Below are 13,851 nucleotides of genomic sequence, written 5' to 3'. Positions count from 1 at the left end.
CGTTCAAACAGGTCCCGCTTGGTTATCGCGGGACACCTCGACCCTACCGAGCCGGACCCCCGCAACGAGAGAAGAAACGGGAAGTGTCTCCCCCCTGTTCCAAAGGAAAGGGCATTCGCCCTGGATGTCCTGTGAGCACCTCCGCCGAATGGGAGGACCTGGTGTCCACCGCGCTCGTCGGGACCGACCGGCGCCCCCTGCCGGGGCCGGGCGCGAGCGAGGTCGAGCTGCTCGGGCGCGCCGCCGTGCACACGCTGCGGATGCGCGCGGGGCGGCGGCCCGTCGTTCCGGGGGAGCCGACGGCCGTCGCGGCGCCCGAGGAGCAGACCGCGGTCTCGCGCGCCGCGGGCGACCGGCTCGCCCGCATCCTCGGCGGTGAGCAGCCGAGACTGCTCACCGAGTGGCTGAAGACCGCCGCCGCGCGCGGATACCGCCTCTCGCCGCATCTGCTGCCCGAGCTTCTCGACCACGCGGCCAAGGACCGGTCGATCCGCCCGCACCTCGGCGTCCTCGCCGGAAACCGGGGCCGCTGGCTGGCCGGGCTGAACCCGGCGTGGGGCTTCCTGCTGGAGGAGGTCACCGGGGGCGCCGACGAGGTCTCCGAGGTCTGGGAGTTCGGCACCTCAGGCGATCGGCGCGTCCACCTGGGCGCGCTGCGGGCGGCCGACCCGGCGAGGGCCAGGGAGCTGCTCGCCGCCACCTGGGAGAAGGAGACGCCCGACGACAGGGCGGCGTTCCTGGAGGTCCTCGGCACCGGGCTCTCGCCCGACGACGAGCCGTTCCTGGAGGCCGCGCTCGACGACCGCCGCCGCGAGGTCAGAAACCAGGCCGCCGACCTGCTCACCCGGCTCCCGGGATCGCGGCTCGCCCTGCGCATGGCCGAGCGGGCCGCCCAGTACGTCAACGTCCTGAACGGCGACATCTACGTCGCCCTGCCCAAGGCGTGCGACAGCGCCATGGAGCGCGACGGCATCCGGGCCAAGGCGCCCCAGGGGATCGGCGAGCGGAGCTGGTGGTTGCAGCAGGCGGTGGCCCGCACCCCGCTCGACGTCTGGCCCCGGCTGCTCGGACGGCCTCCCCGGGAGCTCATCCGGATGAAGATCGTCGACTGGGGTCGCGAGATCAGGGCCGGCTGGGTCAGGGCCGCCGTCCTCCAGGAGGATCCGGAGTGGGCGATGGAGCTCTTCGCCTGGGATCCGATCGCCGACCTGCTGGCTGCGTTGCCCCGCGACAAACAGGAGACCGTCGCCGCCGACTTCGTCCGGCGGCACGGCCTGGACGGTCAGTTGATCATGGTTCTCGGCGGGGCCGCGGTCCCCTGGGGGCCCACCCTGGCCACGGCCGTCCTCCAGAAGATCATCGACGTTTCCGGCACCCAGCCGTGGAATCTCGGCGAGCTGACCAAACTCGCCGGTGAGCGCATCGACCCCGCCCTGCACGGCGTGGCCGGGCGGCTCTCACCGGAGCCGCCCATCCAGGAGGTCGCCGCCCTCCTGCGTTTCCGTGACGACATGTTGAGGGAGCTTCAGTAGTGACAACGGTTCTGCGGGCCCATGCCGAAGACCAGTACGCCGAGGAGCTGGCGATCCTGGCCAAGGGCGACGACCGCACCCGCCCGCCGGGCTGGAAACTGTCGCCCTGGGCGGTGACCACCTACGTCCTCGGCGACGGCGACCAGATCACCCCGAAGTACATCGGGCCGCGGCGCATCGTCGAGGTGGCCGTGGCGACGCTCGCCACCGACCGCGCGTTGCTGCTGCTCGGCGTGCCCGGCACCGCCAAGACCTGGCTGTCGGAGCACCTGGCCGCCGCGATCAGCGGTGACTCCACCCTCCTGGTGCAGGGGACGGCCGGCACCGCGGAGGAGGCCATCCGCTACGGCTGGAACTACGCCAGGCTGCTGGCCGAGGGCCCGTCCATGGAGGCGCTCACGCCGAGCCCGGTGATGCGGGCGATGGCCGAGGGACGGCTCGCCCGGGTGGAGGAGCTGACCCGTATGCCCTCCGACGTCCAGGACGCGCTGATCACCGTGCTGTCGGAGAAGACGCTGCCGATCCCCGAGCTCAACCGGGAGGTCCAGGCGTCGCGTGGTTTCAACGTCATCGCCACCGCCAACGACCGGGACCGTGGCGTCAACGACCTGTCGAGCGCGCTGCGCCGCCGGTTCAACACCGTCGTGCTGCCGGTCCCCGCCACCGCGGAGGAGGAGGTGGACATCGTCTCCCGGCGGGTCGGCCAGCTCGGCCGCTCCCTGGAGCTGCCCGAGACCCTCACCGGCCTGGAGGAGATCCGCCGCGTCGTCACGGTCTTCAGGGAACTGCGCACCGGCGTCACCGAGGACGGCCGCACCAAGGTCAAGTCCCCCAGCGGAACGCTCAGCACCGCCGAGGCCATCTCCGTCCTCACCAACGGCATCGCCCTGGCCGCGCACTTCGGCGACGGGGTGCTCCGCCCTTCCGACGTGGCCGCCGGCATCGTCGGCGCGGTGATCCAGGACCCGGTCTCCGACCGCGTCGTCTGGCGCGAATACCTGGAGACCGTGGTGCGCGAGCGCCAGGACTGGCGCGACTTCTACCGGGCCTGCCGTGACGCGGGCTGAGGCGGCGACCCCCGGGAGGGACGTGCTCCCGACCTCGGCGCCGCCGGTCTTCGCGTCGCCGGTCTCCGTGTTCCCGGTCTTCGCGTTGCCGGTTTCGGCCTTCCAGGTTTCCGCGTTACCTGTTTCCGCGTTGCCGGTCTCGGCCTTCCAGGTTTCCGCGTTCCCGATCCTCGCGTCGCCGGTGCCGCCGGTCGCGGTTCCCCGGCCCGGCGGGGGGCGCCGATGAGCGTCTCCGTGCTGGGGATCCGGCACCACGGCCCGGGGTCGGCGCGATCCCTGCGCGACGAGCTCGAACGTCTCAAGCCGGACGTCGTGCTCATCGAGGGGCCGCCAGAGGCGGACGAGCTGGTCAGGCTGGCCCATGACCCCGATCTCCGGCCGCCGGTGGCGTTGCTCGCCCACGTGCCGGGCGAACCGTCCACGGCCGCGTTCTGGCCGTTCGCGGAGTTCTCGCCCGAGTGGCAGGCGATCCGCCACGCCGTCGCGGCGGGCGTCCCGGTCCGCTTCTGCGACCTGCCGGCCGTGCACAGCCTCGCCTCCCGTCCCGGCGCGACCGGTGACGCCGAACCGGGGGAGACCGGCGACGCCGAATCGGGGGAACCCCATGAAGGGGAGGCGCCGGAAGGCGCCGGGGCGCGGGGACCGGACGCGAAGGTCCCCGGCTCCCGGGGCGAGGCGGCCCACGAGGGCGAGACGGACGGTGAGACGGACGCCGCCCCGGAGGCCGTACGGATCGATCCGATCGGGGCTCTCGCCCGCGCCGCCGGATACGACGACCCGGAGCGGTGGTGGGAGGACGCGGTCGAGCACCGTGGCGACACCCCGTTCCACATGATCGCCGAGGCCATGGGGGCCGTCCGCGAGGGGCACGTCGCCGACGAGTACGAGGCACGGCGCGAGGCCTTCATGCGGCGCACGATCCGCAGGGCGGTCAGGGACGGGTTCGAGCGGATCGCCGTGGTCTGCGGGGCCTGGCACGTCCCCGCGCTGGCGGGCACGTCGCGCGAGGGCGCGCCCTGGGGAGCCGGGCTGCCCACCGCGAAGGCCGACGACGCGCTGCTCAGGGGGCTGCCCAAGGTCAGGGCCGAGATGACCTGGGTGCCGTGGACGTACGGGCGGCTGGCCGCCTGGAGCGGGTACGGCGCGGGAGTGGCCTCCCCGGGCTGGTACCACCACCTGTTCGCCTCCCCCGACCGTCCGGTCGAGCGGTGGCTGACCGGGGCGGCCGGGGTGCTCCGCGAGGAGGACCTGCCGGTCTCCTCCGCGCACGTCATCGAGGCGGTACGGCTCGCGGAGAGCCTGGCCGTGCTCAGGGGACGGCCGCTGGCCGGGTTGGCGGAGGTCACCGAGGCGGTCAGGGCGGTGCTGTGCGAGGGCGACGACCTGCCGGTCGAGCTGATCCAGCGGCGCATGGTCGTGGGGGAGCGGCTCGGCCAGGTGCCCGACTCCACCCCGATGGTCCCTCTCCAGCGCCACCTGCGCGAGGAACAGCGGCGGGTGAAGCTCAAGCCCGAGGCGCTCGACCGGGAGTACGACCTCGACCTGCGCAAACCTCTCGACCTGGAGCGCAGCAGGCTGCTGCACCGGCTGCGCCTGCTCGGCGTCGGCTGGGGCACCCCTCAGGAGAGCCGGAGCAAGGGAACCTTCCGCGAGTCGTGGTCGCTCGCCTGGCGGCCCGAGTTCGACATCGACCTGATCGAGGCGGGCGCCTGGGGCACGACCGTCCCCGTGGCGGCCGCCGCCCGCGTCCGCGACCTCGCCGACGGAGGAGGGACGCCCGGCCAGGCCGCCCGGGGCGGAGCGTCCGGCGGTGCGTCCGGTCCCGGAGGTGGCGCCCCGGGGACGGTCGTGCCGGGAGGCGGCGGGCCGGGAAGGACCGGTCCGGGAGGCGGCGCCCCGGGCGGACCCGGAGGGCCCGGCGGCATGTCCGGCGGCGCGTCCGGCGGGGTCACGCTGGCCGGGCTCACTGGCCTGGTGGAGCGCTGCCTGCTCGCCGACCTGCCGGAGGCGCTGCCGTACGTGCTCGACGCCCTGTCGGCGCGGGCCGCGCTCGACAACGACGTCACGCACCTGATGGCCGCGCTCCCGGCGATGGTCCGTGCCCAGCGTTACGGCGACGTGCGCGGCACCCCCGCCACCGGCCTGGCCACCATCGTCGAGGCGATGCTCACCAGGATCTGCGTCGGCCTCGGCGGGGCCGTCACCGGCCTTGACGACGACGCCGCCCGCGACCTGATCCGCCACGTCGACGCCGTCCACACCGCCGTCGCGCTGCTCGACATCGGACCCGCCCACCCGGGTGGCGCGGTGGGCTCGCGAGCTTCCGGAGGCTCGACCGGCTCCGGGGAGGAGGCGCCGCGGGAGCGGTGGCTGGTGGCGCTGCGCGGGGCCTCCGGTCGCGCCGACCTGCACGGGCTCATCGAGGGACGGCTCACCAGGATCCTGCTGGACGCCGCCGACCTCGACACGGCGGAGGTCGGGCGGCGGATGTCGCGGGCGATGTCGGCGGGGCACCCACCGGCCAGGGCGGCCGCCTGGATCGAGGGGTTCCTGTCGGGGGGCGGGCTGCTGCTCGTGCACGACCCCCGGCTGCTCGGGCTGGTCGACGAGTGGCTCACCGGGCTCGCCCCGGAGGCCTTCGTCGACGTGCTGCCCCTGCTGCGCAGGACGTTCGGCGCCTTCGCCGCCCCGGAGCGGCGCTCGATCGGCTCGCGCGTCCGCTCCCTGGGCGCGGGTGGCGGCGACCTGGCGCCGGACGCGGAGAACTTCGACGAGGAGCGCGCGGCGGCGGCCGTGCGGACCGTGCTCACGATTCTGGAGCCGGCGATTTCGGGAAGGACGGGCAGCGCCGATGGATGAGAGACTCCGCCGCTGGCGGATGGTCCTGGGTGGCGACGCGGACGGCACCGGGTGCTCGCTCGCCGGGACCGACGCCCGGATGGACGGCGCGCTGGCCGCGCTGTACAACGGCGGCGACGGTGGTTCCGGCGAGCGGAGCGGGGGGCTGGGGGCCTCCGCGCCCAGGGTGGCGCGCTGGCTGGGTGACATCCGCTCCTACTTCCCCTCGACCGTCGTCCAGGTCATGCAGAAGGACGCCGTCGAGCGGCTGAACCTGACCCGGCTGCTGATGGAGCCGGAGATGCTGGACGCGGTCGAGCCGGACGTCCACATGGTCGGCACGATCCTGTCGCTCAACCGGGTGATGCCCGAGAAGGCGCGCGAGTCGGCCAGGGCACTGGTCCGCAAGGTCGTCTCCGAGCTGGAGCGGAAACTCGTGCAGAAGACGAAGGCCGCCGTGACCGGCGCCCTGGACCGCTCGGCCAGGACCCACCGGCCCAAGCGGGTCGCCGACATCGACTGGAACCGTACGATCCGGGCCAACCTGAAGAACTACCTGCCCGAGCGCAACACGGTGATCCCGTCCAGGCTGGTCGGGTACGGCAGGCGGCAGCGGGCGGTCCAGCGCGAGGTCGTGCTCTGCATCGACCAGAGCGGGTCGATGGCCGCCTCCGTCGTCTATTCGAGCGTCTTCGGCGCGGTGCTCGCCTCGATGCGCTCGCTGAGGACCTCGCTCGTCGTCTTCGACACGGCGGTCGTCGACCTCACCGACCAGCTCCACGACCCGGTGGAGCTGCTGTTCGGCACCCAGCTCGGCGGCGGCACCGACATCAACCGGGCCATCGCCTACAGCCAGGGGCTCATCACCCGGCCCAACGACTCGATCCTCATCCTGATCAGCGACCTCTACGAGGGCGGCGTACGGGAGGAGATGCTTCGCAGGGTCGCCCAGATGACCTCGGCCGGTGTCCAGGTGATCGTGCTGCTCGCGCTCTCGGACGAGGGCGCGCCCTTCTACGACCACGACAACGCCGCGGCGCTCGCGGCCATGGGGGTGCCCGCCTTCGCCTGCACTCCCGACGCCTTCCCCGACCTGATGGCCGCGGCGATCGAGCGCCGCGACATCGGCCGGTGGGCCGAGCGCCGGCTGGAGCGCACCGCCACCTGATCCCGTCCCGGCGAGGGCGGCAGGGCCACGGGGGCCCGCCCACGCCGGGACGTCAGGGGTCACATCCGGTGGTTTCCGGGGAGTCGGCCGGAGACCTCTCCGAGGAGTCAGCCGGAGGAGAAGGGCCGGGAGCGACGGATCACGATGTCGCCGTACTCGGTGTGGGCACGCACCTTGGCGGTCTCGTCGGACTGTCCGGGGTCGTCACAGGACTCCAGGGAGCTGCTGACGGTGCCGTACCGCGTGTGCACGTCCAGCCAGGCGGCGGTGCCCTCGCGGATGCCGACCTCCAGCTCGCCGCTCGCGGTCTCGAGCGCGACCGAGCCGCGCACCACCTCGCCGATCCGGACGCTGCCGTGCGCGCTCTTGGCGCCGATGGACGCCAGGGCGCGATCGACGGTGATGTCGCCGTACGCCGTGTTCAGCCGCAGGTCGCCGGTCACCTCGCCGAGGGCGATGTCGCCGTTGGTGGTCTTGATCACCGCCGTTCCGTAGATCTCGCCGATCCGGATCCCGCCGTCCGCGGTGGTGACGTCGGTGTGCCCGACCGACCGGGCCACCGTGATGTCGCCCGAGGCGGTGTTCAGCTGCAGCTTGTCGGTCTGGTCGAGCCAGATGTCGCCGGAGGCGGTGGTGAACCTGGACTCGCCGAGGCGGCCTTCGCAGCGGAGGTCGGCCGAGGTGTTCGCGTCGACGCGGGAGTCCGTCGGCAGGTCGATCGTCACCTCCACCGACCCGTCCCTCTCCAGCCACGAACGGGTCTTGTCGCCGGGGGTCTTCACCAGCAGCCTGCCCCCGGAGTATTCGACCCGGATCTGCTCGGCGGCCCGCGTGTCGGCGTCGTTGAGCTCGTCACTCGGACGTATCTCGACGACCGTGTCGGTACGGTCGCTCGCGGTGATCCGGACGTTGCCGGTCGCGAGGGCGATGGTGGCGGAAATCGGTTCGGGGGTGTCGAACGTTGGCATGGCGGTGCCCTCCTGACAGGGTTGGCGGGCGTCCCGGCTGCGGGCGCGGGACGGGTGACCGGTGATGGTGTGGCCGGGTGTCGCTAACGCACCCAGCCGGTGTAGCGCCGCCCGGTTTCCGGCCCGGCGCGCCGGTCGGAGCGGCGGTCTCCGTCGCCGGGTTCGAGCGCGGCGGAGACCGCGCGGACGAGCCAGGCGTTGACCGAGAGCCCCGCCCGCCCGGCCGCCTCCTCGATCCGGGGCTTGAGGTGCTCGGGGACGCGGAGCGAGATCCGCGACGTACCGCCCTCGTCGGCCTCCGGCGGTGCCGGCGGCACAGGGGGCGCAGGGGGGACCGGCGGAGACGGCGGGATGGGCGGTGCCGGAGGTCCCCCGGCGGGCGTGGTCTCGTGGTGGCCCCCGGCACCGTTCGCGAGCGTCCGGCCGGCCAGGGGTGGCGTCACGACGAAGGCGGGATCGCGCCCGCGCAGGCGTACGTCGACCGAGCCCGGCGCGAGGTCACGGGTGATCTCGGCGGCGGCGTCGGAGAGTGCCCCCAGCAGGACGAGCCGGGTGGCCGATTCGAGTGGTGCGACGAGGCGCTCGGCGAGTGCGCGGGCGTCCTCGCCCCCGGCCGCGGCGGCGACCGCCAGCTCACGGCGGAGAAGATCGACGTACGGTGCCAGGTCCATGACGTCACTATGACGTCATTTTGACGTCACCGCAAGTCCCGAACGGCCAAATGTGGCGTCACCGCTCATCCGAGGCCGGAGCCGATCACCTCCCCGGCCACGACGACCAGCCATCGGCCGCACGCGCACCGCGAGTAGCGGACGACCCCCTCCGAGCTGTAGTGGGCGGATGACGGGACGGTCGCGGGTCGTCCGCACGAGGGGCATTCCGGCTGCTGCCTGGCTGAAATCTCACCGATCATGCCTACAGCGTGGTGTCATTGTTCAATGCACTTCAACCCTTACGGAGGGATGGCCGCCGAGCTCGCCGCCGCCCTGGTGAACGCGGATCCCCGTGCGTCGCCCGCGGTGATCACGGAGATCCTGCGGGCACACGACTACCGGCCTTTCCGAACCCTGGAGGCAGACGAGGCGGCTGAGCTGCTGCGCTGGGCCGCCAGGCTCCGTCCGATCTTCACCGGCGCGGACCTGGACCGGCGGGTCGAGGTGATCAACGAGCTGCTGGCCGTCACCATCAGCCGGCCCTACGTCTCCCGCCATGACGATCGCGCCCCTCACCTGCACTTCGCCTACGAACACGCTCCCGTCGTCGGCCGTCTCAAGGCATACACGGCCACCGGGCTCGCCCACGTGATCTGCCAGGACCACACCCGGCTGGGTGTGTGCGACCGCTCGGGCTGCGGCGTGGTCTACGTCGACACCTCCCGCAACGGCAGGCGGCGGTTCTGCGCCGTCCGCTGCGCCAACCGGGTGTACGTCGCCGACCACCGGAGCCGTCACGCATAGCCGTCACGCATAGTCGGCCGTGTAGCTGACGTGTGCCGGTCACGCGTGGCCGTCCTGTGCGGCCGTACGGCTCCCGCCCACGGCCTGGGCGCCGGTCCTACGACCAAGGGCTGATCCGGAGGCCCGATGCGGGTCGCCGCGCGCCGGCCGTACCGTCAACCCCATGACTACCGTGATGACCGATGAGCCTCCTGCCGGGATATTCGCCCGGAGTCACCGAGCCCTGACGGTCGGGATGGTGGCCCTCATCTCCCTGGCCGCCTTCGAGTACCTCGCGGTGGCCACCGCCATGCCGGTCGTGGCCGACGAGCTGGACGGTCACGCGCTGTACGGGCTGGCGTTCAGCGGGGCGCTGGCGGCCGGGGTGATCGCGACGGTGCTGGGCGGCTGGTGGGGCGACCTCAGGGGGCCGGTCGCGCCGCTCTGGACCGGGGTGGCGATCTTCGCCGTCGGGCTGGTCGTCGCGGGGGTGGCGCCGACGATGGACGTGTTCGTCGCGGGCCGGTTCGTCCAGGGCTTCGGCGCGGGCATCCTGCAGGTCTCGATGTACGTGCTGGTCTCGCGGTCCTACCCGGCGGAGCTCCATCCCCGGGTGTTCTCGATCTTCGCGACCGCCTGGGTGGTGCCCTCCATGGTGGGGCCCGCGATCACCGGCGTCGTGGTGGAGAACGCGGGCTGGCGCTGGGTCTTCATCGGCGTGACGGGGATCCTCCTCCCGGCGGCGCTGCTGCTCTGGCGCGGGCTGGCCTCCGCGCCTATGGCGAAGCCGGTGAAGGAACCGACGGTGAAGCCGGTGACGGAGCCGATGTCTGGGGCGGTGCCGGTGCTGGAGCGGCCGTCCGGCCTCCGTTCCTCGATCACCCGACGGCTGGGCTGGGCGCTGCTCGTCGCGGCCGGAGCGGCGCTCATGCAGTACGGCGCGTCGGCACTCACGCAGTCCGGTGACACGGTGCCCGGCACCGGGTTCGTCCTGCTCGCCGCCGGTCTGGCCATGCTGGTCGCGGCACTGCCCCGGCTGCTCCCCCCGGGAACCCTGCGCGCGGCCCGCGGTCTGCCCTCGGTGATCTCCCTGCGCGGGATCGCGGCGGGCGCGGCCATCGGCGGCGAGGCGTTCCTGCCGCTGATGCTCAACGAGGAGCGCGGCCTGTCGCTGACCATGGCCGGACTCACCCTGACCGGCGGCGCGCTGAGCTGGTCGTTCGGCTCCTGGGTGGTGGGCCGCAGGCGGTTCGACCGGGTCCGGGTGCTGCGCTCCGGCTCGGTGCTGATCGCCGTGGGCCTCGCGCTGATGGGCCTGACCGTCTTCGCCGTCGTCCCGGTCGCCACCGCCTTCCTCGGCGAGATGGCCCTGGGACTCGGCATGGGCATCGTGTACCCGACGCTGTCGGTGCTCATCCTGGAGCTGTCGCCCCCGGGTGAGGAGGGGGAGAACAGCGCGTCGCTCGGTGTCGCCGAGTCGGTCTACACGGTCGTCGCGGTAGCGGTCACCGGGGCGCTCCTGGCGGCCCTGGGCGCCTCCGTCGCCGTCTACGTGCTCTGCTTCGGGCTGACGGCGCTGATGGCGGCCACCGGAGCCCTGGTCTCCGGCCGCGTCCTGCCCAGGGTCTGAGTCCTCCCCATCTCTCCAAACCCGCTGAACCGGAAACGGCCGGAAGAGCCGGACCGAAATCCCGCCACGCGCCGGAGGCATTCACGGGTCACCGTGGCACCATGGGAAGAACGCAGTTCTTCGCGGTGTTGAGGGGGAGTCCCGCCTCCGGGCGGGATTCGCGTTTCCAGGGCCCGGGTTCTCCGAGCCGGGAAAGTCGTCGGAGTCCGGGTCTCCCGGGCTCGGAGAGGTCGAGGGGGGTTCATGCCGCGCGTCCGTGAGCTTGAGGTGTTCCGGCTGGTCCTGCCGTACGGCAGACGGCCGGAGAGCATCCTCGTCCGGCTCACCGACTACGGCGGCATGACCGGGTGGGGTGAGGTCGTCGACGCCGACCCCAAGACCTGGGTCGCGCTGGAGGAGGGGCTCGCGCAGGCGCTGATCGGCGTCGACTGGGAGCATCCCGACGAGCTGGGCTCGGTTCCCGGAGGGTCCGCAGCCGACATGGCCTGCTGGGACCTGTGGACGAAGATGCGCGGGGTGCCGCTGGCCCACGCGCTCGGCGGCACCCGCACCTCCCTCATGGCCACCGTCAGGATCGGCGCCGACCGCAACCTGGAGAGCCTGGTCGCGAGGGTGAACCGGCACGTCTGCGCCGGGTACGCCCACGTCACCTTGGACGTCCACCCCGGCTGGGACATCGAGCCGCTGCGCGCCGTCCGCCAGGCGTACCCCGCGCTGGGGATCGGCGTGGACGCCCTCGGCGCCTACACCGACGTCGACGCCCTCGAGGCGCTGGACGCCTACACGCTCTCCGTCATCGAACGCCCCTTCGCCGGTCTCGCGAGTCTCGGTGACCACGCCGACCTGCAGGAGCGCGTCGCCGCACCGGTGCTGCTCGAGGTCTCCTCGGCCGCCGAGCTGGACGAGGCGGTCACCGCGAGGGCGGGCCGGGCGCTGCTGCTCCGCCCCGCGACGCTGGGCTCCCTGCGCGAGGTACGGCGGGTGCACGACCGCGCGGTACGCGCCGGATGGGAGATCGCCTGCGCCGGGGGTAAGGGCACCGGGCTGGCCCGCGCGGCCACCGTCGCCGCGGCCAGCCTGCCCGGCTGCGGCCTGCCCTGCGACGTGGCCGAGCCGCCGCGCAGCGCGCAGATCGTCGACCCGCCGGTCGGCGCCTCGGGCGGCGTGGTGGCCGTGCCGCTCACCCAGGCGGGCCTCGGCCACCGCATCGACGAGGACCGGGTCCGCCGCCTGTCCAAGGAGTCGTACTCGGTCTAGCCGCCGCCCACCCGTCGCGGCGGCCTGTTCGGGGAGTCGATCCGCCGGTGCGGGGAGTCGGCCTGGCCGCTTGGTCGCACCTCGGCCTGTCCGCCGTCGGACGGAGGCGGACGGGAGAGAAGGTCAGCGCTCAGCCGCAGCCCTCGGTGATCCCCTTGGGAGCGGTCGGGTCCGGTTTCGCCGAGGTGCTCGTCCCGGGGCGGGGGGTGCGGATGGTCGTGGCCTTCGGGGTGGCGCTGGGGGTCGCGGTGGCGCTGAGGGGGCGCCGGGTGACGGCCGAGGTGCGCAGGGCCTTGGCGGTGACCGTGCGGATCTTGCTCCAGTCGGGGTAGCCGGTGTTGATCAGCGGCGGGACGAACTGGACGCTGGTCACCTTCGCGTTCTTGACCTTCAGCGCCAGCGGGACCAGGTGCTCCAGCATCGGGCGCGGGATGTCGGTCCGCAGCAGTTCCTTGGTGGCCAGCGCGACCTGGTTGAACCGGGACAGCACGGTCGCCGGGTCCGACTGGGAGAGCAGGGCGCCCAGCACGCAGCGCTGGCGTCCCATCCGGGTGTAGTCGTCGCTGTTGGTGCGCGAGCGGGCGAACCACATCGCGTCGGCGCCGCGCAGCTTGCGGGTTCCGGCCTTGACCAGGCCCTCGTTGTACTTGCCGAAGACCACGTCCTGGGGAACCGTCAGCATCACGCCACCGATCGCGTCGATCAGCCGGGCGAAGCCCCACATGTTGACGAGGGCGTACCAGTCGATCTTCAGGCCCAGCGTGTAGCCGACCGTGTCGATGAGCGTCTTGGTGCCCTGGCCCTTGCGGCCCCCGAAGATCTCCGGGTGCGAGTCGGCGTACTCCCAGACCGCGAAGAGCAGATCCTCGCGTGAGCCGTCGGGGTTGGCCGGGAGCCGGAACCCGTCGGGGAAGCGTTTCGCCATGGGGGAGCCCGGGACGAAGCGGACGTTCTCCAGGTTGCGCGGCAGGCTCAGCAGCACGGTGCTGCCGGTCTTGACGTCGATGCTGGCCACGTTGATGCTGTCGGTCCGCACGCCCTCCCGGTGGGTGTCGGCGTCGCCGCCCAGCAGCAGGATGTTCACCCGGTTACGGCCCGCCCACGGGTCATCCTCGCCGCCCCCGCTGCTCGCGGGACGTGGTGTGGACGGGGCGCTGAAGATGTCGTCCACCGCCGACTGCGAGGCCGCCACGTACTGCCCGACCAGGCCGAACGGCAGGAGCACGGCCACCGCGAGCATTCCCGCCACGCCTCCGGCGACCGCCTGTCCCGTACTGGGCAGCGTGCCGGGGTTCATCACCACGAACGAGTGCACGATCAGTGCGAACCAGGCGGCGCCGAGCGCGAGGGAGGCCACCACCGTGACGCCGGTCAATCCGGAGGAGGCGATCAGCTGCCCCGCGAGGGCGGCGAGATCGGAGGTGAGCCCGACCCAGAGCAGGGCCAGCAGCAGCACCGTGTACGCGCACAGGATCGCCAGCCCCGTCCTGCGCCATCCGGCGCGCAGATGCGCGGCGCCCGGGGCGATGGCGGCCAGTGCCGTCCAGCCGATGACCGCACCGACGCCGGGCGGCTTTGATCTGTCCCGCAACTGCTCCCCGTTTCCTCGCGCTTGACCGCCGCAGGGAGATGGTAGGGGGGCGAAACCCGGTCGCGGGCGACAAGTTGGTGAACAGATCGGGAAGCTAATACGCCTATATCGCATCATTTCTACTGCAATAAGTTTCGATCATGGTTTTCACCGAGATCAAATGACGGTGTCGCCACGGTGATCCTCGACCGGCCCGCACCGGCTCGGCGCCACCGGGGGGCGTCACGGCCCTCCCGGAGAAACGCCCGGCACCCCTTCACCGGGAGGTCCCGACGCGGCCGGACTCCCGGTTCTCTCCCCGCAGGGTCTCGACGCGGCGGATCGAACGCCCGGTTCCCTCCGGGGAGGTCCCGACGTGGCGGAC

The 13,851-nt window shown here is 72.8% G+C and carries 11 protein-coding genes; 7 read left to right on the top strand and 4 right to left on the bottom strand.

The genetic code is table 11. The annotated features are described in order from the left end of the window. Positions 1–131: 131 nt before the first annotated feature. The 4 genes from OG587_RS38290 (at position 132) to OG587_RS38275 (ending at position 6,605) form a co-directional block, all read left to right on the top strand. Positions 132–1,532, top strand: a complete 1,401-nt coding sequence (locus OG587_RS38290) for a DUF5691 domain-containing protein (protein ID WP_329083703.1) — start codon at positions 132–134, stop codon at positions 1,530–1,532. Continuing rightward, complete coding sequence (locus OG587_RS38285) at positions 1,532–2,599, top strand: ATP-binding protein (protein ID WP_329083702.1); 1,068 nt, start codon at positions 1,532–1,534, stop codon at positions 2,597–2,599. Before OG587_RS38290 ends, OG587_RS38285 begins: the two co-directional genes overlap by 1 nt. Before the next feature lie 222 nt (positions 2,600–2,821). Continuing rightward, on the top strand, positions 2,822–5,458 hold the full coding sequence (locus tag OG587_RS38280; protein ID WP_329083701.1) for a DUF5682 family protein: 2,637 nt from the start codon (positions 2,822–2,824) through the stop codon (positions 5,456–5,458). Next, the gene (locus OG587_RS38275) at positions 5,451–6,605 is read left to right on the top strand and encodes a VWA domain-containing protein (RefSeq protein WP_329083700.1); all 1,155 of its coding nucleotides are present in this window, start codon (positions 5,451–5,453) and stop codon (positions 6,603–6,605) included. Before OG587_RS38280 ends, OG587_RS38275 begins: the two co-directional genes overlap by 8 nt. Positions 6,606–6,712: 107 nt before the next feature. On the opposite strand, the gene OG587_RS38270 is transcribed toward OG587_RS38275, so the two are convergent. The 3 genes from OG587_RS38270 to OG587_RS38260 form a co-directional block, all read right to left on the bottom strand. After that, positions 6,713–7,573, bottom strand: coding sequence for a DUF4097 family beta strand repeat-containing protein (locus OG587_RS38270; RefSeq protein WP_329083699.1), 861 nt, complete (start codon positions 7,571–7,573; stop codon positions 6,713–6,715). An 83-nt stretch (positions 7,574–7,656) separates the two neighbouring features. Further along, positions 7,657–8,244 carry a hypothetical protein gene (locus OG587_RS38265; RefSeq protein WP_329083698.1) on the bottom strand — a complete coding sequence of 196 codons (588 nt, stop codon included), beginning with the start codon at positions 8,242–8,244 and terminating at the stop codon, positions 7,657–7,659. Positions 8,245–8,309: 65 nt separating this feature from the next. Beyond that, positions 8,310–8,486: a hypothetical protein gene (locus tag OG587_RS38260; protein WP_329083697.1), complete on the bottom strand. Its 177-nt coding sequence runs from the start codon at positions 8,484–8,486 to the stop codon at positions 8,310–8,312. Positions 8,487–8,511: 25 nt separating this feature from the next. Here OG587_RS38260 and OG587_RS38255 point away from each other — a divergent pair, with 25 nt between their 5' ends. The 3 genes from OG587_RS38255 to OG587_RS38245 all read left to right on the top strand — a co-directional run bounded on the left by OG587_RS38255 (position 8,512) and on the right by OG587_RS38245 (position 11,896). Further along, on the top strand, positions 8,512–9,030 hold the full coding sequence (locus tag OG587_RS38255; RefSeq protein ID WP_329083696.1) for a CGNR zinc finger domain-containing protein: 519 nt from the start codon (positions 8,512–8,514) through the stop codon (positions 9,028–9,030). A gap of 163 nt (positions 9,031–9,193) precedes the next feature. Beyond that, on the top strand, positions 9,194–10,639 hold the full coding sequence (locus tag OG587_RS38250; RefSeq protein ID WP_329083695.1) for an MFS transporter: 1,446 nt from the start codon (positions 9,194–9,196) through the stop codon (positions 10,637–10,639). Between the two features lie 243 nt (positions 10,640–10,882). Next, positions 10,883–11,896 (top strand): enolase C-terminal domain-like protein, encoded by a 1,014-nt coding sequence (locus OG587_RS38245; RefSeq protein WP_329083694.1) that lies wholly within the window; start codon positions 10,883–10,885, stop codon positions 11,894–11,896. Between the two features lie 130 nt (positions 11,897–12,026). On the opposite strand, the gene OG587_RS38240 is transcribed toward OG587_RS38245, so the two are convergent. Next, positions 12,027–13,487 carry an LCP family protein gene (locus OG587_RS38240; protein ID WP_329083693.1) on the bottom strand — a complete coding sequence of 487 codons (1,461 nt, stop codon included), beginning with the start codon at positions 13,485–13,487 and terminating at the stop codon, positions 12,027–12,029. Between the last annotated feature and the right edge of the window lie 364 nt (positions 13,488–13,851).

The sequence above is a fragment of the Streptosporangium sp. NBC_01469 genome (assembly GCF_036227305.1).
Classification (GTDB): domain Bacteria; phylum Actinomycetota; class Actinomycetes; order Streptosporangiales; family Streptosporangiaceae; genus Streptosporangium.
This window is presented reverse-complemented; position numbering and strand designations above follow the sequence as displayed.

Bases quoted from the DNA above. Each gene is read 5' to 3' on its own strand.
- OG587_RS38280 (WP_329083701.1), top strand. From the start codon at position 2,822: ATGAGCGTCTCCGTGCTGGGGATCCGGCACCACGGCCCGGGGTCGGCG.
- OG587_RS38275 (WP_329083700.1), top strand. From the start codon at position 5,451: ATGGATGAGAGACTCCGCCGCTGGCGGATGGTCCTGGGTGGCGACGCG.
- OG587_RS38270 (WP_329083699.1), bottom strand. From the start codon at position 7,573: ATGCCAACGTTCGACACCCCCGAACCGATTTCCGCCACCATCGCCCTC.
- OG587_RS38265 (WP_329083698.1), bottom strand. From the start codon at position 8,244: ATGGACCTGGCACCGTACGTCGATCTTCTCCGCCGTGAGCTGGCGGTC.
- OG587_RS38260 (WP_329083697.1), bottom strand. From the start codon at position 8,486: ATGATCGGTGAGATTTCAGCCAGGCAGCAGCCGGAATGCCCCTCGTGC.
- OG587_RS38255 (WP_329083696.1), top strand. From the start codon at position 8,512: ATGCACTTCAACCCTTACGGAGGGATGGCCGCCGAGCTCGCCGCCGCC.
- OG587_RS38250 (WP_329083695.1), top strand. From the start codon at position 9,194: ATGACTACCGTGATGACCGATGAGCCTCCTGCCGGGATATTCGCCCGG.
- OG587_RS38245 (WP_329083694.1), top strand. From the start codon at position 10,883: ATGCCGCGCGTCCGTGAGCTTGAGGTGTTCCGGCTGGTCCTGCCGTAC.